Here is a 25546-nt window from a genome sequence, read left to right on the forward strand (position 1 = left end):
GGGAGAAATGGATATGACACAACTATTTGAAAAAGCAAAAAGATTAGTGAGTGAGAGCATCGTCGCACCAAAGGGGTTTAGTGCGGCAGGGATTCATTGCGGTTTGAAACATAAGAAAAAGGATTTAGGTATCATCGTCAGCGAAGTGCCAGCAAGTGTCGCAGGTGTATTCACGACGAATGCTATTAAAGCAGCGCCACTAATTTTGACGAAGGAAACAGTGTACGCAAATGACAAAATGCAAGCGATCATTATTAACTCTGGCAATGCCAACGCTTGTACAGGTCAGCAAGGTTTAGAAGATGCCAAGAAAATGCAATTGCTAACAGCTCAAAAGCTTGAAATTTCGCCAAATCTAGTCGGTGTATCCTCAACAGGTGTCATAGGTGAACAGTTACAGATGGATCAAGTAGAAGCGGGAATTGCGAAAATTGAAGCAGGCAATAAATTAGAAAATGCGATTGATTTTGCACAAGCGATTTTAACGACGGATACAGTAATGAAAAATACAGCGTACAGTTTAGAAATCGATGGCAAGGAAGTCATTATTGCCGGCGTTGCAAAAGGTTCAGGGATGATCGAGCCGAATATGGCGACAATGCTAAGTTTTATTACGACAGATGCCCATATCGAACAAAAAGAATTGCAAGCTTTATTAAAATCGACGACAGATGTGACTTTCAACGCCATTACGGTCGACGGTGACACTTCTACGAATGATACGGTTCTCGTACTTGCGAATGGATTAGCCCAAAATGATGTCTTAACGCCGACTCACCCAGATTGGCAGCAATTTGCTGAAGTGTTTGCGCAAGTCGCACAGGATTTAGCGAAAATGATTGCGAAAGATGGCGAAGGAGCGACGAAACTAATTGAAGTAACAGTGGACGGCGGTTTGACGGATGAAGAAGCACGTAAAATCGCAAAAACAGTTGTCGGCTCACCACTTGTGAAAACGGCTGTATTCGGTTGCGATGCCAACTGGGGCAGAGTCATCTGTGCAATCGGATATAGTGGATGCACGATTGATCCAACGAATATTCTCATTAAAATTGGCGATATTACAGTTGTCGAAAAAGGGGAACCGATTCCATTTTCAGAAGAAGCACTTACGGAATATTTGAAAAATCATGAAGTGAAAATATACGCTGATCTGCATCAAGGAACTGGTTCAGGTCAAGCATGGGGATGTGACTTAACGTATGACTATGTCCAAATCAACGCAACCTACCGCTCATAAAAAATCCATTGTCATCAAATTAGGTGGCAGTATGATCAATAATTTGTCCGAGGTGTTTTTTCGGCAACTTGAAAAAATGCAGCAGCAAAGCCACATCGTCATCGTTCATGGCGGTGGGCCAGCAATTAATGAAGCATTAGCGAATAGTGGTCAAACTTTTGAAAAAATCAATGGCATCCGTGTCACGCCTGAACAATCGATTGATTTGATTGCATCGACTTTAATTGGCCAAGTGAATCCATATTTAGTAGGAGAATTTCAAAGTTTTGGCATACAAGCAATTGGTTTAAATGGGGCAGATGGGCATTTGCTGAAAAGTGATTATTTAGATCAAGCGCAATATGGTTTTGTTGGTAAAGTAACGCAGGTGAATACTGCTATGTTGCATGATTTATGTGAAGTTAAGTTACTACCTGTAGTAGCGTGTACCGGCATGACAGACGACAACCAACTACTCAATATAAACGGTGATGATGTCGCAGCGGTCATTGCGAAAGAACTGCATGCGGATGAATTACTTTTCGTCACGGATATTGAAGGAATTCAAATTCAACATGAAAAGATTACGGAAACAGATCAAGGTGAAATCGAATATTGGATTGAACAAGGTTATATTTACGGCGGGATGATTCCGAAAGTGACAGCAGCTACTAACTGCGTGAAGCTGGGTATTCCAATCGTGAGAATAGTCGGAAGCAGTTTGACGGGAACGACAATTGTGAGAGAGAAGGTTTCGATATGAGTGCATTATTCCAAAACTACGGTAGAAGACCCGTCCATTTTGTCAAAGGGAGCGGTTCCTATGTATGGGATGACCGAGGAGATCGGTTTTTAGATTTCACAAGTGGAATTGCCGTTTTGGCACTTGGTCACTGTCACCCAAAACTTGTCCAGACCATCCAAGCGCAAAGTGAAAAACTTTGGCATACATCCAATTTATTTACGAGTACGGAGCAGGAACAATTAGCTGCCGATTTAGTGGAAGAAACGCATTTGAGTCATGCATTTTTCTGTAATTCAGGTACGGAAGCGAATGAAGCAGCGATCAAACTTGCGCGTAAATATACGAAAAAACATAAGATGATTACATTTAATAATTCATTTCATGGGCGAACTTTCGGCGCGATGAGTGCGACGGGGCAAGAGAAAGTACATAGCGATTTCGGACCAATCGTAGATACATTTGAATACTTGCCATTTAACGAACCCCAAATTTTACAACATGCAATCGACGATGAAACGGGCGCAATTATGCTTGAAATGATTCAAGGTGAAGGCGGAGTTAACGCGATTACGGACGAATTTGCTGAAATGATTCAGTCAATCTGTGATGAAAAAGGGATACTGCTCATCATTGACGAAGTGCAAACAGGGATTGCTCGCACTGGCACGAAATACGCTTTTGAACAGACCGTACTAAAACCGCATATTGTTACTTTGGCAAAAGGTCTTGGTGGCGGATTTCCGATTGGCGCGATGCTTGGAACTGCCGAGTTATTTGAAGCGTTTGGGCCAGGGACTCATGGTTCGACATTTGGCGGTAATCCATTAGCAGTCGCGGTTGCCCAGACGGTCATCGATCTCACTTTTAATGAAGCATTTTTAAAAAATGTGAATGAAAAATCCGCCTATTTCCAAAAACAATTGGCACTTCATTTGCTGAAAAGTGACGTAAAAGGTTGGGGATTGCTACTCGGAATTTCAGTTGATCAGCCACTTGCGCAAGTTGTAGATGCATGTGAAAAGCAAGGGTTGCTCGTAGTTGGCGCAGGGGAAACGACACTTCGCTTACTACCACCTTTGAATGTAACTAATGCAGAAATCGATGAAGCGGTAACTATTTTAGCAAAAGTATTGAACTAGTTTTGTGAATTAATGTGTTCAGCGAATCACCATTCACAAAACATACCTCTTAAATAACAAAGTGTTTTGTAAGTGAGGCGGAACAGGGACCAAATCACTTAGGAAACACACGGAAAAACCTCATTGTGATGAGGTTTTTTTGTTTACATTTTTTTCATTCGGAAAAATCATGTATAATGGGAACAAAATGGGGAAATCGTCGTTCATACGATACATAGATAATTTTTTTAGGAGGAATTCCATGAATCAAATCAAATTGCGCGAAGGTGTCATCAATCAAATCGCCGTAGCGAAAGACTATATATTACTTCAAACAACTGCTTGCATCTATCACCTGCCACTTACAACAGAAATTTTGCATAGTTCGACAGGCAAGTCGATGCAAGTGAGTAATTTGAAAAAGGGCTATTATTTCCACGAATATTCATACAATGGACAGCATTTACTCGCAGTAAACGAAAAAGATTCATTCTATGGCGTTTTTCACGGGGAGTATCACGAGAAAAATCATTTAATCGATGATCAACTCATGATGAATATACACCCGAAAACGAAAAAATATGGTTCTTCTTTAGTAGACGGCGCGCAAGTTATTGCGTTTTGTCAATTGATGACCCGAAGTATTCCCCCTCAATCCACACCTGAAGCATTATTTATTTTTAAGAAACGAGGAAAGTCTAATTGAATGAAACTATTTTTCAATTAAGTATTGTTTACGTACTCGTTGTCGGCATTATTTTTATGTTTGATGGGGCATTACGCAATAAAATTGTCATTCGCATTATTAAAACGGTCTTCATCGTCATGATTGTACTGACGGTCGTCGCACTGTTTTTAAATCCAGAACATAGTTTTCTCGTATTCCTACGAACAGTCCTAATGCTATGTCTAGCGCTATTCCTTCTTAAATACGATGAAGGAATGACGAGTACGAAGCAGCTAGTCATTTGGGGTGTCACATGGTTTTTAATCGCGAATATCGCATTTTTCGTCATTTAAGTATTTGACATTCGACATCAAATTGTATATGTTTATGTTAATTAATCGAACGGAAGGGTGACCCAATTACATGATTTACTAATCCTATTTTTGCAAGCAACTAATTGAAGTTTTTAGCCACAATACGATCTTTTTTTGTGATGCCTTCAATTAGAAAATGCTTCAGAGTAGGATGTTGATTGTGTAGTTGTGGGCAATTGGGAGGTTTCTCTCTCTTTTCGCGTACACCTCTATTCAAACCCCTATTCTGATGGCAGAATGGGGGCTTTTTTGTTCCCGAAAACTAAGGGAGATGAGTGTATGAGGATACTATTAGAAGCATCAAATATAAAACAATTTGCAAAAGAGCGCGAATTATTGAATATAGAACAATTGCATATTTACAAAAATGAGAAGATTGGATTAGTTGGTGAAAATGGAAGTGGCAAGTCGACATTATTGAATATTTTAAGTAAAAATAATGTACCAGAAGAAGGATTGGTGACCCATTTTACGAATTGCCAACTCATTCCGCAACTGAAAAAGGCGATTGGCCATAAAAGCGGTGGCGAAGTAACGCAAATCTATATCCAACAAGTGTTGAAAGACAATCCAGAACTGCTATTAGCGGATGAACCGACGACGAACTTGGATCAGCAACATATTGAATTGCTTGAAAATGATATGAAAAATTGGCAAGGAGCATTCATCGTCGTATCGCATGACCGTGCGTTTTTAGATGCGGTTTGTACGACAATTTGGGAGCTGAAAGCCGGTGGAATTTCCGTTTATAAGGGAAATTACAGTCAATATGCGGAAGCAAAAAAACTGGAGAAACACCAAGAAGAAGCGGCATATGAGCAATATATTTCAGAGAAAAAACAATTGGAAAAAGCAATGAAAACGAAAGAAGAACGTGCCGAGCGTGCGGCGAAAACACCGAAAAACCGTACGTCTTCTGAAGCGAGAGCAAGTGCATCAGCCCCATACTACGCAAATAAGCAAAAGAAGTTGAGAAAGACTGCGAAAGCATTAGAAAGTCGTATGAACCGTTTAGAAGTTGTAGAGAAATCGCGCGAATTAGCGCCCATTAAAATGTCTTTAGTGAATGCAGAACAAATAAAAAACCGTGTCATTTTACGAATTGAGAAGTTAAAGGGTAACGTAAAATCGAGAGCTTTATGGAATGAGGCAACATTACAAGTAAATGCAGGAGAAAAAGTAGCGATTATTGGCGAAAACGGTGTTGGAAAGACGACATTTTTGAAGAAACTCATGAATAATGAAGCAGGTGTAACGTTCACGCCCGCAGCAAAAATCGGTTATTTCAGCCAAAATCTAGATATCCTTGATATAGAGAAAACAATTCTTGAAAACGTTCAACTTACCTCATCACAAGATGAAACGATGATCCGTACGGTGCTTGCGCGTATGCATTTCACGAAAGAGGATGTCCATAAGGAAGTAAAAGTATTGAGCGGTGGGGAGCGTGTCAAAGTAGCGTTGAGTAAGCTTTTCCTATCGGATGTCAATACGCTCATTTTAGACGAACCTACGAATTACTTGGATATTGAAGCGATGGAAGCATTTGAATCCTTATTAGTAAATTATGAAGGTACAATCCTATTCGTTTCGCATGATCGCCGGTTTGTTGAAAATGTCGCAACACAAATCATGTCCATAAAAAATCAGCAACTCGCATTATTCAAAGGGAATTATGAACAATTTTCAGCTGAAAAAGTGGCAAAACCAAAAGGTAGCGAGCAAGAGAAGATGATTATTGAATTAAAAATAACGGAAGTATTAAGTAAATTAAGTATTGAGCCGACTGAAGCATTAGAAAAAGAATTTCAAGAGCTTCTAATTACTAAAAGAAATCTGTAGTCATCGAGTATAATAGAGGAAAAGGGGTGATTGTATGGAAAAAGAAGTTTTAGAAGGTTTTTGTAAATCATTAAAAGGCGTGACGACCGATTTCCAACAAGAGTGGGGAGCGCAGCGATACCATATTGGCGGGAAGATGTTTGCGATGTTCGGAACGGATGCAAAAGGTGTACCAATTTTCACACTCAAATGCGATCCTGCCAAGGCGGAGGAATTGAGAGAGCAGTATGAGGAAATTGTGCCTGGTTATTATATGAATAAAACACATTGGATTTCGATTTATTATTCAATTGATGAATCAAATGAATTTGCGGAAAATTTATTGGCACAAGCACGTCAGCTCGTATTTAATAAACTCACAAAAAAAGTACAAAAAGAGATTGGTTAATTATGGCAAATGAGTGTCAGTTTTATTACTGGCACTTTTTTAGAATATTAATTTCTTTCTAAAACCGAAATATTAAGCGATAATTATTTTGAAAGGTGGGAGATTAATGGTAGGGAAAAAAACTGTACATATTTCATTTTCTAAAGAATTTGAAAAAACGTTAAAATCAGTATTTGGGGCAGGTATTGACGTCATTAGTATTCATGATAATTTAGCATATGGGCCATTGGATCAAATCGACACAATTAGTGGCATTAAAAAAAGAACTAAGTGGCTTCAAAATTATTCGAATCATTTTAATAAAGTAAAATTAGAAGGCTATAAGGAATTACGAATAATTGCAGAAGAGAATGTACGATTTTTACTTTGGATGACGCCTTCGATCAAAGATCAGATTGCGCTACGCTTTCTAAATGATTACATGCAAAAAGTGGAGAAAACTTTAGAGTTTGTCTATATCGATCAAATAAAAGAAGATGAGAATCGAATGCTCTATTTTGATGATTTAAAAGATGTTCCTACAAAGTATATTGAACACTTTTATAAGAATAGTAGCTACTCAATCAAAGATGATTGTAGTTTATCATTAAGAAGCGAATGGAATAACCTGCTAGAAAGCGGAGATTATTTACGTTATTCTGAAAATAATCTTATTAAAACGACGAGTTTGCAAGAAGTGGAAAATGAGATTTTAATGGCAGGGGAAATTCTTGGATTTCATGAAAAAGTCATTTTAAAAGATGAGTTGATCGCTCATGTATTATATAAATCTAAAATATCGATGGATTCAAACTTCATATTGGCGACAATTCAAAAATTATTTGAAGAACAACTATTAATTACTACTAAAACAGCTAATTTGAAACACTTGAAATACAATGAGGAAAATAAAAAACTATGGTATAACGGAATCATTCATACAATGGAAGATGAAGAAACTACTGTAGAAGCGGTACTTACCTCAAAAGGTTCAATTATTCAATCGGGTACATATAAGGAATTATTTAGAAGCGCGGACATCAAAATCGACCTTCAAGGAAAAGTCGTCTACCCGGGATTCGTGGATAGTCATCTTCATATGATTGGTGTTGGTCAACAATTAATTCGCGTAGATTTATCAAATATTATTTCAATTGAGCAGCTCATTGAAAAAATGAAGGAAGCGAGTGAAAATTGTCGTGAATCCGCTTGGTTAATTGGAGATGGGTTAGATGAAAATAATTTTAAACAACCGATTCTTCCAACAAAGTGGGATTTAGATGAAATACGACAAAAGCCTGTCATTATTAGTCGCGTTTGTCGCCATATTTATATGGGCAATAGTGCCGCCTTAGAAGCAGCCGATTTAGTAAGTTATGCAGATCATGCAAAAGGGCGAGTTGGCAGAAATGCTGCAGGTGAATTGAACGGTATCGTTTATGAAGCGGCAGCAGAACAATTGCGCAATGCTTCAATCGCAACTGGAGAAAATCACTTGAAAGAATTGCAAAATGCATTGAATTTGTCGATTGACGAGCTTCAATCAAAAGGATTAACTGGTGGCCATACAGAAGATATGAATTATTATGGCCCTTATCAAGATACGTATGCAGTGTATAAAAAAGTGACATCAGAGCGACAAGATTTCAAATGTAATTTACTCATTCATCATGAAGTTTTTGAAGCAATGATGTCGGAGAAATTCACTTTTGACGAACAGTTTATGGAATTAGGTGCGATGAAGATTTTTGCGGATGGCTCACTTGGTGGGGAAACGGCGGCGTTGCAGGAGAATTATACATCTAAACCGGGGTGGAAAGGGATGTTAATCCACTCGGATGAGCAGATGCGCCAACTATTTGAATTGGCAAACGCATACAATCGACCAGTGGCAATCCATACGATTGGCGATGCAGCATTGGAGCAGATTATTTCATTATTAGAGAAATTCGATTTTGAACAACCTCTCCCTCACCGCATCATACATGCATCAATCGTAAATGAAGAGTTAATCGAACGCATGAAGAAATTGCCGATTGCTGTCGATATTCAACCAACCTTTATTACTTCTGATGGGCCTTGGATTGAGCAAAAAATTGGTGCGGATCGCGCAAATTATGCTTATGCAATCAAATCGCTTATGCAAGCAGGCATTACTTGTGCAGGTGGAAGTGATGGCCCTGTCGAAAGCGTGGATCCACTAGAAGGAATTTATGCGGCGACGAATCGTCTGGTAAATGAACGTGAATTTGTTGTAGCGGAGCAAGTGTCAACTTATGAAGCGGTCAAAATGTATACAACTGAAGCAGCTAAAATTATTGGCCATGAAAGTACGAGAGGTATGGTCAAAGTAGGGTACGATGCAGATTTCACAATATTTGATCGAGATTTAAGTAGTGGTGATGTACGCGATGCAATTGTCGAAATGACGGTTGTAAATGGCAAAGTAGTTTATAAAAAGGATCTCATGTAAACAGTGATTCACATATTATGGCTCACATTGCTCATCTTACACTGCATATTGATTATTACTTCCTTGTTAATTATGGCGAAAATTGTCCCGAACTACCTCACTCATTTCGTCGTGAAAAGCTTGCTCATTCTTAATTATTGCTTTAGCATTGTCGTAGTTTTGGGACGAGAATTTAATGATACATTGTTTACATTTAATCAACTTGTTACGTCATTTTTAATTATTACGATTTTCTATGTAACGCGGAAAGAACAGGGATTTGTGAAAAATGTGAAATTACACATTATTGGCAGTTCCATTGTTTATGTGATTTCGGTCATTCTCGTAATCGTGAACTTTTTCTTAACCGTTCAAAAATAAAAGAATCCATGTCGAAGTTATTGGTAATACACCAAGCTTCTTCATGGATTCTTTTTTAAATCTTATAATAGTGGCAAATGTTCTAAATAAATAAGGTCATCACGATTTTTGGCATCGCCTTCAGCCAAAATTGCAGCACGGCAGACGACATTTCCGCCGGCTTTTTCAACGAGTGATTCCAGTGATTTAATCGATTCGCCCGTACTAATGACATCATCGATAATCGCGACTCTTTTACCTGCGATTTCCTGTGCATCAATACCGTCGAAATAGAGCATTTGCGTTTGCTCGGTCGTGATTGAATTCACTTCAATCGAGAGCGGATCGACCATATAAGATTTTTGACTTTTACGTGCTACATAGAATTTACGGTGATACAATGCGTCCGCAAGGCTTTGTGCAATTGGGATTCCCTTTGCTTCAGCAGTGACGATGACATCGAATTCCGGTAGTTTCTTTTGTAAAAGTGGTGTTACTTCACGCACAAGTTCCGCATCTCCTAAAAGGACGAAACTCGCGATTTTGATACCATTTGGCAATTCTATGATTGGCAAATCTCTCGTAAGATTTCCAACCGTCAATTGATAGTAGTTATTCATTTTGCACCCCTGTAATAAATCTGAACGGCTCACATAAGCCTTCCTAATTTGATGAAAATATCCAAAATAAAAAGCATTTTAATAGCATTCCGCTAAAAAAATACTCGCCCAGACGTTCGACATAATTACTTTTTGCTTCACCATGGTTCATTCCATGTTACGTCAGTCGCAAAAGTAAGGAATGACATTATTTTATATGAAAAATCAAAAAATTGCAATTAAAAAGAGAACCTCAAAATAGAGATTCTCCGATGTTTTATAATGTTGCTAATCGATTTAAAGCTTCTTGAATTAATTCTTCAGGTTGAACTAACGCAATTCGCACGTAATTTTTGCCTGATTGTCCGAAAATTGAACCCGGAACCATGACAACACCCGTTTTTTCAATGACATGATAGACAAAATCGATATCATTGAACTGTTGTTGAGGGTATTTCGCGTAAACGAACATGCCACCAGAAGAAGGTACGACATCCCAACCGATTTCTTTTAAGCCGTTTGACAATAAATGATGTCTTTTCGAGAACACTTCACGTAATGATTCAGTAATTTCTTCTGCATTGTCGAGTGCGACACAAGCGGCATCTTGAATCGGTCTAAATGTACCGTAATCTAAATTAGATTTCAGCTCGCCAATAATTTGCACAAGTTCCGCATTTCCAGCGATATAGGCAATTCGTGCGCCAGCTAGGCTGAAACTTTTAGAAAGGGAGTTAATTTCGATGCCTAGATCCATTGCGCCATCTGCTTCTAAAAAACTGATTGGGCGATCGCCTTCGAAATAGAATTCTGAATAAGCCGCATCATGTAAAATAATAATATCATGCTTTTTAGCGAATTGAATGGCTTTATCAAAGAATGAAATACTTGGCATTGCTGGAACAGGGTTACCTGGTAAATTTAAAATCAGCAGTTTTGCACGTTTGCAAATATCTTCAGGAATCGCATTGAAGTCTGGTAAAAAATCATTTTCAGGCGTTAATGCCATATAATATGCTTCGGCCTGCGCCATATTTATGCCGGCTTCATATGCAACATATCCAGGATCCGTCGTTAAAACAACATCGCCCTTATTGCAAAGCGCCATCGGTAAGTGGACTAAACCTTCCTGCGAACCCATTGTCTGAATGATTTCCGTTTGAGGATCTAAAGTGACGTGACTGCGACGCTTGTAATAATTCGCAACCGCTTCATTGAATTTGTCAGTACCACCTAAAGTGTAGCCATATGAATCAGCTAGTGCGGCTTGTTTCGATAACTCATTGCGCACAAGTTCAGCTGGTGGTAAATCGGGACTACCTAAACTTAAATCAACTAATGCAACACCTTCTGAAGCTTTTTTACGAGCTGCTCGTTTTAAATCACCGAAGATAGCTTTCGGGAATTTCGTCATTAATGTCGATCTTTCAATTGTCATAGTTTATGCACTCCTTTGAATAAAATTTATGTATCTGAAATATATCTCATATTCTACCATATATTTTTGCTATATAACAGTAATATGAAATAGGACGTTGAAACATTAATTAGAAAATTGAAAATTTTACTTAAATATCAACAACCTAATATTCATAACGTTTATTATTATACCTGCATTTATACAACATATAAAAACTGTTATAAAACAGATTAATAATTAGAATTTTCTGAAAATACAACCTTTTAAATGAACTGTATAAAGTATTTCGGTATAGTAAATAACTGTGAATATTTGTTTGAATTGTCAGAAATCATTGCTAATGATTAAGCCTTCTGTTATGATAATGGGAATTAAATATTTCTTATCAAGAGAAGCAGAGGGATATGGCCCGTCGACGCTTCAGCAACCTCTGTTTACAGGAAGGTGCTAAATCCTACGGAAGTGTTACTTCTGAGCGATAAGATGACGTTCGATTACTCAAACCTCATTCTTATTAGAATGAGGTTTTTATATTTTAAGGGGGAGCTACATATGCCAATCAATTTTCCGAATGGACTACCAGCTACGGAGATTTTAGAAAAAGAGAAGATTTTTATTATGGATGAAGAGAGATCGACAAGCCAAAATATACGACCAATCAAAATACTAATTTTAAACTTAATGCCTGAAAAAGAAAAAACAGAGCTACAATTGCTTCGATTATTGGGGAATACGCCATTGCAAGTAGATGTGACTTTTTTAGATACAGCTACGCATGAATCAAAAAATGTTAGTAAAAACCATTTGGATACTTTTTATACAACTTTCGAGCATATTAAGTCGAAGAAATATGATGGCATGATCATTACGGGCGCGCCAATCGAACTTTTTGAATTCCATGAAGTTGATTTTTGGCAAGAACTTGTTGAAATTATGAACTGGACGAAAACAAATGTCACATCTGTTTTGAATATTTGTTGGGGAGCGCAGGCCGCATTGTTCCACCATTACGGCATTGGCAAATACCCACTTCCAGAAAAATGTTCAGGCATTTTCGATCATATCGTTCGTGATAGTACAGTTAATTTAATTCGCGGATTTAATGATGTGTATATCGCACCACATTCGCGTAATACCTCTGTTTCGGTTGAGGAAATTGAGGCACATCCCGAACTAGAATTAATTTCTGAATCGGAAGAAGCGGGCGCATTCATCATCGTGTCAAAAGATCATAAGCAAATTATGATTACAGGGCATTTAGAGTATGATGCGGACACATTGAAGCAAGAATATGACCGTGATGTTGCGAAAGGCTTGGATCCAGAAGTGCCGAAAAATTACTTCCCGAATGATGATCCGACGAAAAAGCCGTTAAATCGCTGGCGTTCGCATACACATTTACTATTCTCAAACTGGCTGAATTACTATGTTTACCAAGAAACTCCGTATGAGTGGGAATAAAATATTGTGCTATTAAAGGAGAGTTGAGCATGCTACGAAATTTTTCGAAAGAGCAGAAATTAAAGTTATTTGCAAAGTCAGAACAAAACACAGTGAGAGCAAAAGACGGAACAATTGTATCGCCTAAAAATGATCCATGGAGAACAACGCACAAAAGTAAGTAGAGTACGAAACTCATCTCACTCGAGGTGGGTTTTTTATTTCGAAATCATTTGTACTTTTGTATATAATAGAAGAAAAGGGAGGCGTTCACATGTATGTACCAAAACAATTTACAATGAAGCAATCCATCCGAGAATTCGTCCAACAGCATGGATTTGTAAATTTCATCACTTCTCAATCGGATGACTTAATGGCAACCCATACGCCATTGTTCTTATCAGAAGATGAGAAATTTCTAATTGGACATATTGCGAAAGCGAATCCACAAAGTCGCATGTTAAATGGTGTGAAGGCACTGGCGATTTTCAATGGTCCGCATGCTTTTATTACGCCCGATTGGTATGAAACTTCGGAAGCTGTGCCAACTTGGAATTATGAAGCCGTACATATTCATGGAATTGTGCAACCTTTAAGTAAAGAAGATTTGAAAAAGGCAGTTATTTCGCTAACGAAGAAATATACTAACCCAAATGGCAACTATTCAATTGAAAATGTCAGCGAATCCTATATTAATGCACAATTGAAAGGCATTGTTGGGTTTCAAATTGAAATAAATAAAATTGAAGCAATCGAAAAACTAAATCAGCACCATCCCGACCAGCGCAATCAAAATGTCGCAAATGGTTTAAGGGAACGCAATCAAGGCGATGATCAAATAATCGCTCGTAAAATGGAGAAATGAGGCTATTATGAACAAAACTATCGGTATATTTGCCCATGTTGATGCGGGGAAAACAACCTTTTCGGAGCAATTGCTCTATTATACGAAAAGTATTCGAGAGATGGGGCGAGTGGATCATCAAAATTCCCACCTCGACACGAATGAAATTGAACAGCAGCGAGGTATTACGATTTATGCGGATCAAGCGACTTTTGCATTAAATGGTCATACGTATACGATGATTGATACACCAGGGCATGTCGATTTTTCGGCTGAAATGGAACGCTCGATTCTCGCACTTGATGCCGCCATCCTTTTATTAGATGGCACAGATGGTGTTCAAGGTCATACCGAAACAATCTGGGCTTTGCTTGAAAAACATAAAGTGCCGACGATTCTATTTTCGAACAAAATGGATTTACAAGGTGCAGATGAAAGTTGGATTTTGCAGCAGCTTCAAAGTCGCCTTTCTCAAAATGTATGCCCTTTTTCAACTAGAAGTGAAGCAATTGAGCTTTTTGCATCGTTGGATGAGGAGCGTTTAGAGAGGTTTTTTGATGATGCAACAACGGAAGATGAGTGGCTGAATGATTTGTCGGAAGCGTTCATGAATCGACAATTGTACCCGGTGTTTTATGGAGCGGCGTTGAAAGGGGGAGGGATCCAACATTTCCTAGATCAATTGGATGTATTGCTAAATCCTCTATTTGACGAAAAAGCCCCTTTAAATGCTTCCATTTATAAAATTCGACATATCGAACAAAATCAGCGAATCGCATTTGTGAAAATTCATGCGGGTGAAATCAAAATTCGACAACAGATTGAACTAGATGACGAGATTTTCAAAATTACGCAAATTCGTCAATATAATGGTTTGAAATTCACGGAGCAGCAATCGGCAAAAGCAGGGGAAGTTGTGGCAATTGTCGGATTGAAAAATGCTCGTGTCGGCATGAATCTGAATAATGCGTATGATTATGCTGCTCAAATGATTCCGACGATGCGCGCAAAAGTGAATAGTAAATCGTCACGTCATCCAAAGGAAATACTTGAGAACTTTAGACTTTTAGAGGCAGAAGATCCAGCGCTATCATTGGATTGGCAAGAAGAAATGCAAGAAATGACTGTAAATATAATGGGCAAAATTCAATTAGAAGTATTGGCTCAAGTTGTATACGATCGATTTGGAGAAGAAGTTGAATTTGAAAATCCGACGATTATTTACAAGGAAACAATCTCTGATCAAGTGATTGGTTTCGGCCATTTCGATCCGCTTCACCATTATGCAGAAGTCCATCTAAAGATTATGCCGAATGAATTAGGGAAAGGCATCAAAGTGAATAAAACATGCCATCCGAATGTTTTGACACCAAGTTTGCAAAATTTAATTGAACAGTATTTGATAGAAGGCGGACATCATGGCATTTTGACAGGTTCTGAAATAACGGATTTATCAATTGATATAATTAATGGCAGTGCGCATCAAAAACATACGGCTGGTGGCGATTTTAGAGAAGCGACTTTGCGCGCTTTACGTCAAGGTTTAGAGCAGGCTGAAAATATTTTACTGGAGCCTGTTTATCGTTTCAAAATGAAGGCGGGTATTGATTTACTAGGTAAGATGATGACGGATTTACAACAGATGCAGGCTACGATTGATGTGCCTGAAACAGAGGCTGAATTTGCGATTCTAAGTGGAATAGTGCCGGTTTCAACAATGCTGGATTATCCAGCGAAATTTGCGGCATATACGAGTGGTCGTGGTAGTTTACAACTTGTCGTTTCGGGCTATATGCCTTGCCACAACTCGAAGGAAGTCGTCGAACAGCGTGGCTATCGTAAAGCTGCGGATCCGAAATATAGTTCAAATTCGGTATTCTGTGTCAAAGGGAAGAAAGTAACAGTTCCTTGGGATGAAGCGATTTATTCGATGGATTTGAATACAGAATATTAAAAGGAAGTACTTTAATTATGTGACAATAATTAAAGTACTTTTTAATTACATAAATTGTTTACCAATTCGAAAAACATATGTTAAATATATGCTTAAATTGGGTATCTATAGAAATATAAACAAATTATTGGAGGAGGTCGAGAAGTTGCTTAAATATGAAGTAGTCATTATTGGGGGCGGAAGTAGCGGTGTGGAAGCGGCACTTTATGCGCGTTCGCTGGGCATGAAAGTTGCAATTATTGAAAAATTCCGTTGGGGCGGAAGAAAAGTACATGCGGGGCTGTTTAAAGCAAAACAACTGCAAAAATGTGCAAATGTTGCATTAAGTCTACGTGAAGCGAGTTCGAGCGGATTTGATATTTCATCCTTTGAAGTAGATTATTCTCGACTTCAAAACAAGATGTTTTCGAACGCGATGAAGCATGCAAGTCGCATTTATTCGGAGTTGATCACCGCAGGCGTCGATTGCTACGCGGGCGAAGCTAGTGTTGATGTGAATCAAATTATTCGTATTGAAAATCAGGCCATGCGCGCAGAAAATATTATACTTGCTACTGGTTCTAAAGAGAAAATCCCTGATCTTGATGGCTTATCAAAAAAGGATTTTCTAACAATCGACCAACTATATGAACTAAATGAGCTACCCCATGAGGTGACGATTATTGGAGGAGGATTGACTGCAGCCGAAACCGCGTTGAGTCTAGCGCCATTGGGAACAATTGTGACAATTCTCGAAAATGATAAAGATCTCATGTTGCAAGAAGATGCGGAAGTGCGTTATATGATGAAAAAACAGTTAGCGGCATTAAATGTTACGATGCTTCCGAATCAAAAAAATATGCGCGCAACTAATGGCAAAGTTATGCTCGATGACATTCCGATTCATCATGAACATTTACTAATTGCATGTGGAACAGTGGGGAATTTCGAAATTGCACGTGATTTACAAGTCGAAATCGCAAATACGTATATAAAAGTAAATCAAAATAATCAAACGACTGAAGATAATATTTATGCAATTGGCAGTGTGACAAAGTCGAGTCAATCAGCGGCTAAAAAAGTTATTCATCACATTTTACAAACAACTATTCCCTATAAACCTCAAATTGAAGTGATGCGAATTCACTCAACACCACCAATTTTAACGGTTGGAATGAATGAAAATGAACTGCATGAACAAGTAGATGTTTTCAAAGGGACAGTTGAAATGCTTTCGGAAGAAGTGTCATTTGAATGGTGTAAAAGCATGGTCAAAATTTTAATAGATCAAGAATTTGGAGAAATACTTGGCGCAGTCATTATTGGGGAAAACGCCAATGAAATCATGACGAAACTTGTGAAATTGATTCAGTCTGAAGGGACGATTGAGGATTTTCATCAAATGATTCCTTCAATCAGTGTGGATCAGCCAAAAAGAAATAAAATTGTCTGAAGGAGGGAGCTTATGACTTTTCAAATAAAAATGCCTCGATTGGGACTTTTTATGAAAGAGGGAAAAGTGGCAGAGTGGTATAAATCGATTGGTGAATATGTTGAGTCAGGGGAAACAATCTGCCTTGTCACAAACGGTACTCACTTTTGTGAAATTGTTTCTAATTTTGATGGATACGTCTGTACGATGGTGAATATGGATGAAGTAACGCCTGTTCAATCAGTTATTGTAGAACTTGATGACAAACCTGTTCAGATGGATACGGCAGAAGAATATTATATTGAAATCGCTCCTCATCAATTTCAACTTATTACACCGATTGCTAAAAAAATGGCGCAAAAATACAAAATTGACGTTTCAACATTGATTGGTTCTGGTGAAGGTGGCGAAATCACAAAAAATGATGTGAGACATGTTATTGATCAAATAGAAGCAGCAACTTAGGACGAATGACCTTTCTTTCAGAAGAAAGGTTTTTATTTGTATGAAAAAGGGAAATGATAATAAATGTAGCTATTTTTAAGGAGGTTTTCAAATGGGCAACTTATCAACTAAAACGAAAGAGTTCATTGAAAAAGAGAGAAGAAGAGAACCTTTTCAATCATTGACGAAAGAAGAAAAAGAGATCTGGTTCTTACAACATACTGGCACGACGAATGACGCACATATCGATTATAAAGAAGATATTCAAATACCAGCTAGAGATGGCCATATGTTGAATGCGACGATTATTTATCCGAACGCAGAAACAAAGCGGCCGACACTTCTATGGTTTACAGGTAGTCTATTTTTAACGAGTAATTATGAGCATATCGAAAATAAATTAAGGGAAACTGCCATTACGTGTAATATGACTGTTATTGCAGTTTCCTATCGTATGGAACCGTTCCCGACACCTTTAAATGACTGTATTGATGCGATTGAATGGGCGCATACGAATGCGGAATTATTCCATTCACTACCAGATGAAATGGTCGTTTGTGGCGATGGTTTCGGCGCTTCATTAGTCGCTTCCATCGAACAGCAAATTCAACATACGCATGATTTTATTAAAGCAATTTGCTTATTTTACCCAGCGGTTGATCCATTTTTATTAACGGATTCAAAACGTGCTTACGGTGAAGGGTTTTTACTAGAAACCGAGTGGTTACAAGCCTTTTACACACAGATGACAGAGCATCGTGAGCCGAATGCGACAATCGCTCCGCTGCATGGATTGGATTTTTCAAATCATTGTCCAACGTTTATTATGAAAGCAGAGTTTGATCCACTACGAGATGAAGCGATTTTATATGAACATAAATTAGAGAATGCGGGCGTAAAAGTTTTGAGAAAAACGGAAGAAAATACGATTCACGGCTTTTTCGCTGTTGGTGGATTAAATGAAAAACAAACGACGCAAATCATTCATGATATTGACCATTTCTTGAAATCATTATAAAAAAATAGGCATAATCCATTCGTATAGGAGTGGATTATGCCTATTTATTGTAGAACAAGGCAAAGTTTATTCTGCTTTGAAAAGCGGTGTGAAGATCACCTTTTGTAAAATTAAATCACCTTCATCGACGGTAATATTACCCGAAATAATATGTTTCAATATTAAATTTTTAGTAGAAAGGAAAAAATCAATTAAAAAAGAATCTGGTAATTCGAAAAAATAACCTTTATTTGAAAGGGTTTGGAATAAATTAGTTGTTTCTTTTTTTTGAATGTCTTGGATTAGTTCTTCTAAAGATTCATCGTGGTTTGAGAAAAAAAGTGGTGTGTTCATTTCATGAGAAATTTCTTCAGAAATCTTAAATGGTGTTTTGAACTGGTTTTCTAGACTGTATTTCTTTTTTCTTTCCAAACTTAAAATATAGCCGAATGAGAATAAGTCATATTTATCGGTGAAATGATTGTAAAAAGTGGAACGGTGAACGGTAGCTTCTGTACAAATATCATTGATTGTGAGGTTTGAAAATTCAATTTTCTTACTGAATATTAAATTGCATAAACACTCCCATAAGAGGATTTTTGTTCTTGACGGTTTCATATTTAATTTGATTCTCCTTGTGTGTCGAAAAATTAGACATTCATGTATTTTTGATTATTGCTAAACCGATTGAAAATAAGTGAAAATAGAGTAGGTGATTCGTAATAATAACTGTGGGTTGCACATTATTTTTGGGGGATTAGTAGATGAAAGTGGAGAGATCATCTTTAGAAATACCAGCACATATACATACAAATATTGAATTAGAAAAAGAAATGCACATCCCCATCGGAAAAATATTAAAAGCTGTTACTTGTACATTTAATTCAGAAATACTATTGATTATTGTCCCGTTAGACAAAATTATTAGTTTGAGTAAATGTGAGAAATTGGATGGAGATTTTGAAATAATTGGAGATTTTGAAGTAATTGAAGAAATATTTAATTCTACTTCGACAACCAAAATATATTTAGATCGGAGTTTATTCTTTCAGCCAGAATACTATGTTCTAGATTGGCATGTACGCATGGTTCGTCTAGTGTTATTAGAAGAAATAATCCAATCTATAAACTTTAATGCGTGGGTAGATTTTACTGAATGAATATCCGCTATTAAGAATATAAATTTACAATATAATGTAATTTAAAACCAGAATTAGGCAAAAAAGTATTTGTTGTTTTATAATATTACCACTATTTATAGAAAAATCCATAATTTATTACTCAGAAAAGTCGTATAATAGAATTACAGACTTATTAGAGGTGGTATTGTGAATAGACAATGGATTTTATTTCTTTCTTTTTTCAGATCAAATCTTCTCGGCTTCGGTGGAGGTCCAGCAGTAATTCCACTCGTTGAAAATGAAATCGTCAAAAAATATAAATTAATGGACTCGGATGATTTCGCGAATACATTAGCAATTGCAAATACACTGCCCGGTCCAATCGCGACGAAAATGGCAGGGTATATCGGCTATAAATACGGCGGGTGGATCGGCTGTATCAATGCTTTATTAGCAACGGTTCTACCAACAGTAGTTGCGGTCATCATACTTGTAGGTGGTCTACAAAAATTCCAAGACTATGCCTTCGTGCAAGGAATGACGAAAGGTGTCATCATTGTCGTAGCAGCGATGATGTTCAGTATGATGCTCGAATTCTTAAAAAAATCTCAAGCCAAATTAGGTTGGAAAATTGGCTCGACAATATTAGTTTTGAGTTTACTCGCGCTATTTGTCCTAAATATTCATCCAGGAATTTTAATTGCGGGTTTATTAATTACAGCGTTTATTTTACCTATTCGAAAAGAGGTGGAATAATTGATTTACTTAAAATTATTCTATGTTTTTTTCTATACGAATTTATTGGGCTACGGTGGAGGCCCCGCGACAATTCCCTTAATTGAAAAAGAGGTCGTTAAAAATCAACAGTGGATGTCGACGGAAGAATTTAGTCATGTTTTAGGCTTATCGAATGCATTGCCAGGCCCGATTGCGACGAAAATGGCAGGGTATATCGGTTATTCCGAAGCGGGTATTCTTGGCTCGTTTATTAGTGTTTTTGCGACAATTATGCCATCACTGGTATTAATGATGGTTCTATTAAGCATTTTGAATAAATTCAAAGACTCGCCACGCGTAAAACGATTATCGACATTCGTTCTACCTACAATTGCGGTTTTGATGGCTCAATTGGCATTTGGATTCACAGAAACGGCGATATTGGACAATGGTGCAATGCTAAGTGTAATCTGTATAGCAATCGCTTTTACCTTAATGGAATACGTAAAAATCAGCCCGATCCTATGCATCGTAGCCGGTTTAATTCTCGGTGGACTGTTTTTATAATACAAATTCCGCTCATTTTGATATAATTAGATTAAGTAATAGTAGACTTTCAGCTGAAAAAATTATTGCGAAATGAGGCGTTCCTTTTGAAAGACATTGAAAAATTTATTTGGAAAGCAAAAAAATCCACGTATGCAAAAGACGGCGATTTTTATGAGAAAGATGGCATGAAATATCATTCATTTAGAGATGGCTTTTATCGATTTGAGGATCGCAAAATCGGCGATCAATATTATTCGGGTCAAGAAGTTATTTTTCTAGAGGAAAAGCCAGTATGGACGATGTCATATTCAGGTGGCATTTTAACGGATGCCTATGAATCGGCTGAAATCTATCGTTTTCTACATCAATCTCTAATGGCAGAAGAACGCAGAAATACCTTAAGAGGCCCAAGCTTCTATCAACAAGCCCAAATGTTTTATTTCAATGAATTTTCAGGAGATGTGGAACGTTTTAACGGAAGAGAATATATTCGAATTGGCAATAAAATAATATATGAACTCCATTATAGTGGTGGGAAAATGTGAATCCTTCGGGGTTCTTTTTTTTTACTTCAATGACTTAAATTGAGTGTACATACTGAATATAAAGAGTTATTTAGGGTAAGTGAATACAAACTAATTAATATAAGGAGTGATTATTATTAAATTACTGAATTATTAGATTATTTTATTTACATCTCTTTTGATTTTTGGATTTATGTATTCACAAATGCAGAAGCTAAAGTGACTATTGTAAAAGTGGGTAAGAGTTGTATGAAGTTACAAAGGATTTGACTGAGAATACAAAGGCAATATTGAATTCGGATTTTAATACTAAAGACAAAGGAATACACATCATATTTTGATTTATCAATAGATGGTAAAAATGTGCCGAACTATTCTGGTGTTGGGATTTCTGATTATGGTAGTGGCGATCTAACTATTTAAAATATAATGATTGATGGCTCCCTTGCAAACAAAGAATTGGAAGTTTTGGGGGTATATTTTAATGGAGTAGGGGCAATTTTTATGAGTGCAGAGGGAAACTCATAAAAATTGTTAAAAAATCACTTTTTGAAAATAATAAAGCAGATTTTTCGGGGTAAAGAGATATGCCAAGTTCTGGTGCAATTAGTTTTTATACGTATAATTCGGGAAATTTTTTAGAAGTTTCAGGTACAACTTTCAAGAGTAATGAAGGTGATTTAGGTGGTGGAGCAATTGCAGTTTATGAAGATAGTATAAATGTACATGCAAAAGTAGAAAATAGTACATTTTATAAAAATAATTTTGGAGAAGGAATAAGAAATGCGAGTGGCGCAATATCGACTCACATTTATGATGATGACCAATATGGAGAGTTAGATGGTGTAAATTTTGCATCTTGGAACAATACATTTTTAGATAATTCGGTTGTTAAAAAGGCTGTTACAGAAATTAAGGGTGGAGCAATTGGGTTTGAGAATAATATTTTTGAGAACAGTCTAATCAAGAATCTATTTGTTGGGAATAAATTAGAAAAAGATTCTCTCGCAATTTCAGGGACAACTTTTTCACAAAATAAAGGTTCTGGTGGAGGAGGAGCAATCGTAATCCATGAATCAGAGCCTGCTGCAGCAAACATGGAATTGGAGAATAATACTTTTTTCAAAAATTCATCTAGGTCAGACTTTGATTTAGCAAATGGCGGGGCAATCCTAGTTTATAATGCAAATGAATCTGAAGAAGAAAGTATAACAACAAATAAGTTGAATTCTAAAAATAACACCATTTTCGATAATAAAATCATTAGAGATAGCATGCTTGAAATTCCAGAAGACGTAAAAGGCGGGGCTATTGGTATGAAAGGTAACTTCATGAAGCATGAATTTATGAATGATTTATTAGTAGGAAATAATGTAGAAAACAACGAAAATCCTTCAAAACTATTCTCAAATATATATTTACCGTCTACAAAATTTAAGGAATCTAATTCATTAGGTTTTGACAATGGTACAGAAACAAAAGATACAGTAGCACAAGCATATGGTAAATATCCTGTAGTGCTTGCTGAAAATGGAAGTACGGTGAAAGCAGGTAGTAAAGAGGACGCTACAGTAATTCCGACAATCATGATTGCACCAAGATTAAATGGTACAGTTGGAACGGCAAATATGACAGGTGGAAAAGGAACAAAAGTGGATCAACGTGGTCATACGAGAAAAGGTAAACCCGATATCGGTGCAGTTGAAATTTCTTCTATCGTATATGATTCAAACGGTGGGAATTTCAGTCTACCTGAACTGACTAAATATGATGGGAAAACGTATTATGAGGGCGCAAACGCTGATCAATATGCAAAAGTTGGCGCACCTGATGTAGCATTCACAATAATTGACGGTAAGAAAGTATTGAAACCCACAAAAGCGAATTATGAATTCATCGGTTGGACGGACGAAAAAACAGATAAATTTGCGAAAGTTAAATACAACACAGGAAAAAAAGTGATGGTGGATGATCAAACAGTATTATACGCAGTATGGAAAAAGAAAACATACTCGCTCAAATACTTTAATAATGGAAAAACAACAGGGACAATCCCAACACAGAAAAACGTAGTTCCGAACGGTTCAGTGACAATCAAATCCCAAGGGAAATTAAAGCGGAAAGGCTATAAATTCTCGGGTTGGTCAACAAAACCTTCTGCGAAAAAAGGTGAAGCGGCTTACGCACCAGGTAAGAAATTAAAACTTGTGAAAAATACGAAATTGTACGCCATTTGGAAACGCTAAACAAAAGCTTGGATGATGTAATTCATCCAAGCTTTTTCAATGTTCAACCTCAAGTAAATCAAGCAAGGTGAAGTCCAATCGCTGCGTCGTTGTAGCCATTTTAGATAATTCGCTTTCATCATGAATGATGTATTTTCGGCCGTCTTTTGTCAATAATCCATCATCCACGAACTGCGCTAGTACGAATAATAGATGGCGGTAGGTGACGCCGAGAAATTCACAAACTTCCGTATGTTTTTCATTATAAACACCTTCATTCGATGATAATAAAATGAATTCAGCTAAACGATTTTCGAGTGGAAAGGAGAGTCCTTGTGCGAAGCGGGAAGAGTGCATGGATGCTTTATGACTCAAATAGGCGCACAGCAATCGTAGAAAATGGGCATCAGCTCGAACGCTTTCATGAATTGCATGTACCGGTATTGCGAAACAAGTCAGTTCAGTTGTCGTTTGGACTCCTTTTGAGAAAAACGAGTTTTGAAGTAACTCTAATTCGCCAATAAAAGCACCTTCGCCGATGAAGTTAATTAATGCGACTTTGCCATTTTCCTGCGTCATATATACTTTTGCCCGTCCATCAATGACATAGTACAAAAAATCAGGTTTACTCAATTCTTGAAAAATGAATTCACCTTGTTTAAATTGATGAATTTCAAGGAATGGCATAATGTCGAATGAGAATAATTGATGGATCGGATGTTCGTCAATATAGGTTTGAACAGTTGAAGAATGCAATTTTTTCAATTTAGTCAACTCCTTCCTCTAAAATGTGAGATATCTCATATTATTGTAAAGAATTCAATGCTAAACTTCAAATAGAATTGGAGTGACGGAAATGAAACAACAGCGTTGGATGTCCCAGCAATATTTCGTTTTTTTCATGGCATGGGGAATTTTCCTTCCGTATTGGACAGGATTTCTCGTACATGAGAAAAATGTTTCGATTGAATTAGCAAGTATGATGATGAGTGCTGGCCTTGTGTTAAGAGGAATATCGACTATGTTCATTTTCCCAGCGATGACGGGGAAATGGAGTCAAAAAACGGTCTTAACCATCTTTATTTTAGGCGCATTTTTCACAAGTATACTGTTCCTACTCGATACGAATGAAGCAACATTATTTTTATTAACTTGTTTATTAAGCTTTTTCCTCCCCGCAATTATGCCGGGATTAGATAGTACAGCAGGGCTACTCGTGCAAGAATATAAAATTCATTACGGAAAAAGTCGTTCATACGGCTCAATCGGTTTCGTCGTATCAGTCGCGATTGTCAGTGTTGTATCTGCGAAATTTGGCGATCAATCGATGCTTTGGCTTTTAATTTCTTACTTAATAATTTTAATTTTACTTAGCTTCATGCAAGCACCTGAAATTTTAAAAATGAAGCCTAATGGAAAAGCTTCATTTAGTAGTTTCAAATCGGTTATTAAAACGAAAAACTTCCTTGTCATTTTATTCATCGTAACATTGATTCAAGGCTCTCACGCCGCCTATTATAATTATGGTTACCTCTATTTAGAACATTTAGAAGTTCCGAAATATTTGATTGGCATTGTTATTAATATCGGTGTTGTTTTTGAAATTCTACTATTTTCAGTCGCAGATAAATGGTTTTCTAAATGGACTCCTGCCAAACTATTAGTACTCGCAGCGAGTGGGGCAGCATTACGGTGGTTTACTGCATTTGCGTTGTCAAACGCTTGGATTTTCGCATTTTCTCAAACTTTACATGCACTTTCTTTTGCAACAGCGCATTTTGCGTTTATGATGTATTTAACACAGAAAATGAAAAACACGCAAATTACGAAAGCGCAGGGAATTTATTCGGCATTTGCCCTTAGTTGGGGAACCGCGATATTGACAATTCTAAGTGGTCATTTCTATGAAATCGAGCCAAGTTCTGCCTACTTTGCGATGTTTATTTGTACAATTCCTGCGATCGTTGCGGCATTGTATTTACATGTGAAAACCACAAAATAGAGGAGTATTTAAATGAGAAGAATAACTGTTTTAACATCTGTTCGGTAGAATTCCCCCATCTTCTATAAGTGGGGGATGAATACCGTTCAGTTTGAGGGTTACCGTTGGTAACTCGAAAACTGATATAAAGGTCTTATCGCCTTTTTCTTTTAGCT

At 37.1% G+C, this 25546-nt stretch carries 26 protein-coding genes and 2 riboswitches; of the genes, 22 read left to right on the forward strand and 4 right to left on the reverse strand.

What is annotated here, in order from left to right; translation table 11 throughout:
* Nucleotides 1–7: 7 nt before the first annotated feature.
* From argJ to DF281_RS14715, 9 genes are all read left to right on the forward strand, one after another.
* Nucleotides 8–1240 carry a bifunctional ornithine acetyltransferase/N-acetylglutamate synthase gene (gene argJ / locus DF281_RS06555; RefSeq protein ID WP_109349456.1) on the forward strand — a complete coding sequence of 411 codons (1233 nt, stop codon included), beginning with the start codon at nucleotides 8–10 and terminating at the stop codon, nucleotides 1238–1240.
* Complete coding sequence (gene argB, locus DF281_RS06560) at nucleotides 1203–1982, forward strand: acetylglutamate kinase (RefSeq protein ID WP_109349457.1); 780 nt, start codon at nucleotides 1203–1205, stop codon at nucleotides 1980–1982. The genes argJ and argB overlap by 38 nt, the downstream gene beginning before the upstream one ends.
* Nucleotides 1979–3103, forward strand: a complete 1125-nt coding sequence (locus tag DF281_RS06565; RefSeq protein ID WP_109349458.1) for an acetylornithine transaminase — start codon at nucleotides 1979–1981, stop codon at nucleotides 3101–3103. The genes argB and DF281_RS06565 overlap by 4 nt, the downstream gene beginning before the upstream one ends.
* A gap of 241 nt (nucleotides 3104–3344) precedes the next feature.
* A complete protein-coding gene (locus DF281_RS06570) occupies nucleotides 3345–3788 on the forward strand; it encodes a hypothetical protein (protein WP_109349459.1) in 444 nt (147 codons plus the stop codon).
* Nucleotides 3785–4102: a hypothetical protein gene (locus DF281_RS06575; RefSeq protein ID WP_109349460.1), complete on the forward strand. Its 318-nt coding sequence runs from the start codon at nucleotides 3785–3787 to the stop codon at nucleotides 4100–4102. Before DF281_RS06570 ends, DF281_RS06575 begins: the two co-directional genes overlap by 4 nt.
* A 300-nt stretch (nucleotides 4103–4402) precedes the next feature.
* The gene (locus DF281_RS06580) at nucleotides 4403–5965 is read left to right on the forward strand and encodes a Vga family ABC-F type ribosomal protection protein (RefSeq protein WP_109349461.1); all 1563 of its coding nucleotides are present in this window, start codon (nucleotides 4403–4405) and stop codon (nucleotides 5963–5965) included.
* Between the two features lie 34 nt (nucleotides 5966–5999).
* Nucleotides 6000–6353, forward strand: coding sequence for an MmcQ/YjbR family DNA-binding protein (locus DF281_RS06585; RefSeq protein ID WP_109349462.1), 354 nt, complete (start codon nucleotides 6000–6002; stop codon nucleotides 6351–6353).
* A gap of 106 nt (nucleotides 6354–6459) precedes the next feature.
* On the forward strand, nucleotides 6460–8805 hold the full coding sequence (locus DF281_RS06590; protein WP_109349463.1) for an amidohydrolase family protein: 2346 nt from the start codon (nucleotides 6460–6462) through the stop codon (nucleotides 8803–8805).
* 183 nt (nucleotides 8806–8988) lie between these two features.
* Complete coding sequence (locus DF281_RS14715; RefSeq protein WP_166636094.1) at nucleotides 8989–9165, forward strand: hypothetical protein; 177 nt, start codon at nucleotides 8989–8991, stop codon at nucleotides 9163–9165.
* Nucleotides 9166–9227: 62 nt separating this feature from the next.
* Here DF281_RS14715 and DF281_RS06595 read toward each other — a convergent pair whose 3' ends face one another.
* Nucleotides 9228–9764 (reverse strand): phosphoribosyltransferase family protein, encoded by a 537-nt coding sequence (locus tag DF281_RS06595; RefSeq protein WP_109349464.1) that lies wholly within the window; start codon nucleotides 9762–9764, stop codon nucleotides 9228–9230.
* A gap of 99 nt (nucleotides 9765–9863) precedes the next feature.
* Nucleotides 9864–9944: riboswitch (ZMP/ZTP riboswitch) on the reverse strand.
* A 76-nt stretch (nucleotides 9945–10020) separates the two neighbouring features.
* Nucleotides 10021–11181 carry an aminotransferase class I/II-fold pyridoxal phosphate-dependent enzyme gene (locus tag DF281_RS06600; protein ID WP_109349465.1) on the reverse strand — a complete coding sequence of 387 codons (1161 nt, stop codon included), beginning with the start codon at nucleotides 11179–11181 and terminating at the stop codon, nucleotides 10021–10023.
* Between the two features lie 361 nt (nucleotides 11182–11542).
* A riboswitch (SAM riboswitch) is annotated at nucleotides 11543–11648 on the forward strand.
* 67 nt (nucleotides 11649–11715) lie between these two features.
* Here DF281_RS06600 and metA point away from each other — a divergent pair.
* From metA to DF281_RS06630, 7 genes are all read left to right on the forward strand, one after another.
* Entirely contained in the window at nucleotides 11716–12624 is a 909-nt protein-coding gene (metA, locus tag DF281_RS06605; protein ID WP_109349466.1) for a homoserine O-acetyltransferase MetA, read from the forward strand.
* Between the two features lie 29 nt (nucleotides 12625–12653).
* Nucleotides 12654–12788: a hypothetical protein gene (locus DF281_RS14950; RefSeq protein WP_256595753.1), complete on the forward strand. Its 135-nt coding sequence runs from the start codon at nucleotides 12654–12656 to the stop codon at nucleotides 12786–12788.
* Between the two features lie 89 nt (nucleotides 12789–12877).
* Nucleotides 12878–13468 (forward strand): FMN-binding negative transcriptional regulator, encoded by a 591-nt coding sequence (locus DF281_RS06610; protein WP_109349467.1) that lies wholly within the window; start codon nucleotides 12878–12880, stop codon nucleotides 13466–13468.
* Nucleotides 13469–13475: 7 nt separating this feature from the next.
* Complete coding sequence (locus DF281_RS06615; protein ID WP_109349468.1) at nucleotides 13476–15401, forward strand: elongation factor G; 1926 nt, start codon at nucleotides 13476–13478, stop codon at nucleotides 15399–15401.
* A 145-nt stretch (nucleotides 15402–15546) separates the two neighbouring features.
* Nucleotides 15547–16833, forward strand: coding sequence for an FAD-dependent oxidoreductase (locus tag DF281_RS06620; RefSeq protein ID WP_166636095.1), 1287 nt, complete (start codon nucleotides 15547–15549; stop codon nucleotides 16831–16833).
* A 12-nt stretch (nucleotides 16834–16845) separates the two neighbouring features.
* Complete coding sequence (locus DF281_RS06625) at nucleotides 16846–17277, forward strand: E3 binding domain-containing protein (RefSeq protein WP_109349470.1); 432 nt, start codon at nucleotides 16846–16848, stop codon at nucleotides 17275–17277.
* A gap of 91 nt (nucleotides 17278–17368) precedes the next feature.
* Complete coding sequence (locus DF281_RS06630) at nucleotides 17369–18274, forward strand: alpha/beta hydrolase fold domain-containing protein (protein ID WP_109349471.1); 906 nt, start codon at nucleotides 17369–17371, stop codon at nucleotides 18272–18274.
* Between the two features lie 66 nt (nucleotides 18275–18340).
* Here DF281_RS06630 and DF281_RS06635 read toward each other — a convergent pair whose 3' ends face one another.
* Nucleotides 18341–18871 (reverse strand): TetR/AcrR family transcriptional regulator, encoded by a 531-nt coding sequence (locus DF281_RS06635; protein ID WP_109349472.1) that lies wholly within the window; start codon nucleotides 18869–18871, stop codon nucleotides 18341–18343.
* 146 nt (nucleotides 18872–19017) lie between these two features.
* On the opposite strand from DF281_RS06635, the gene DF281_RS06640 reads away from it, so the two are divergent.
* The 5 genes from DF281_RS06640 to DF281_RS06660 all read left to right on the forward strand — a co-directional run bounded on the left by DF281_RS06640 (nucleotide 19018) and on the right by DF281_RS06660 (nucleotide 23410).
* Nucleotides 19018–19413 (forward strand): hypothetical protein, encoded by a 396-nt coding sequence (locus DF281_RS06640; protein ID WP_109349473.1) that lies wholly within the window; start codon nucleotides 19018–19020, stop codon nucleotides 19411–19413.
* A gap of 168 nt (nucleotides 19414–19581) precedes the next feature.
* Complete coding sequence (locus DF281_RS06645) at nucleotides 19582–20130, forward strand: chromate transporter (protein WP_109349474.1); 549 nt, start codon at nucleotides 19582–19584, stop codon at nucleotides 20128–20130.
* Complete coding sequence (locus DF281_RS06650; RefSeq protein WP_109349475.1) at nucleotides 20131–20658, forward strand: chromate transporter; 528 nt, start codon at nucleotides 20131–20133, stop codon at nucleotides 20656–20658. It abuts the gene before it with no gap.
* Nucleotides 20659–20744: 86 nt separating this feature from the next.
* Nucleotides 20745–21185, forward strand: coding sequence for a DUF5680 domain-containing protein (locus tag DF281_RS06655; protein ID WP_109349476.1), 441 nt, complete (start codon nucleotides 20745–20747; stop codon nucleotides 21183–21185).
* A 566-nt stretch (nucleotides 21186–21751) separates the two neighbouring features.
* A complete protein-coding gene (locus tag DF281_RS06660) occupies nucleotides 21752–23410 on the forward strand; it encodes an InlB B-repeat-containing protein (RefSeq protein WP_109349477.1) in 1659 nt (552 codons plus the stop codon).
* A gap of 36 nt (nucleotides 23411–23446) precedes the next feature.
* Here DF281_RS06660 and yeiL read toward each other — a convergent pair whose 3' ends face one another.
* Nucleotides 23447–24154, reverse strand: coding sequence for a transcriptional regulator YeiL (yeiL, locus tag DF281_RS06665; protein WP_109349478.1), 708 nt, complete (start codon nucleotides 24152–24154; stop codon nucleotides 23447–23449).
* 91 nt (nucleotides 24155–24245) lie between these two features.
* Here yeiL and DF281_RS06670 point away from each other — a divergent pair, with 91 nt between their 5' ends.
* Complete coding sequence (locus DF281_RS06670; protein WP_109349479.1) at nucleotides 24246–25391, forward strand: MFS transporter; 1146 nt, start codon at nucleotides 24246–24248, stop codon at nucleotides 25389–25391.
* The last annotated feature ends 155 nt before the right edge of the window (nucleotides 25392–25546 follow it).

The organism is Kurthia zopfii (genome assembly GCF_003143955.1).
GTDB lineage: Bacteria > Bacillota > Bacilli > Bacillales_A > Planococcaceae > Kurthia > Kurthia zopfii.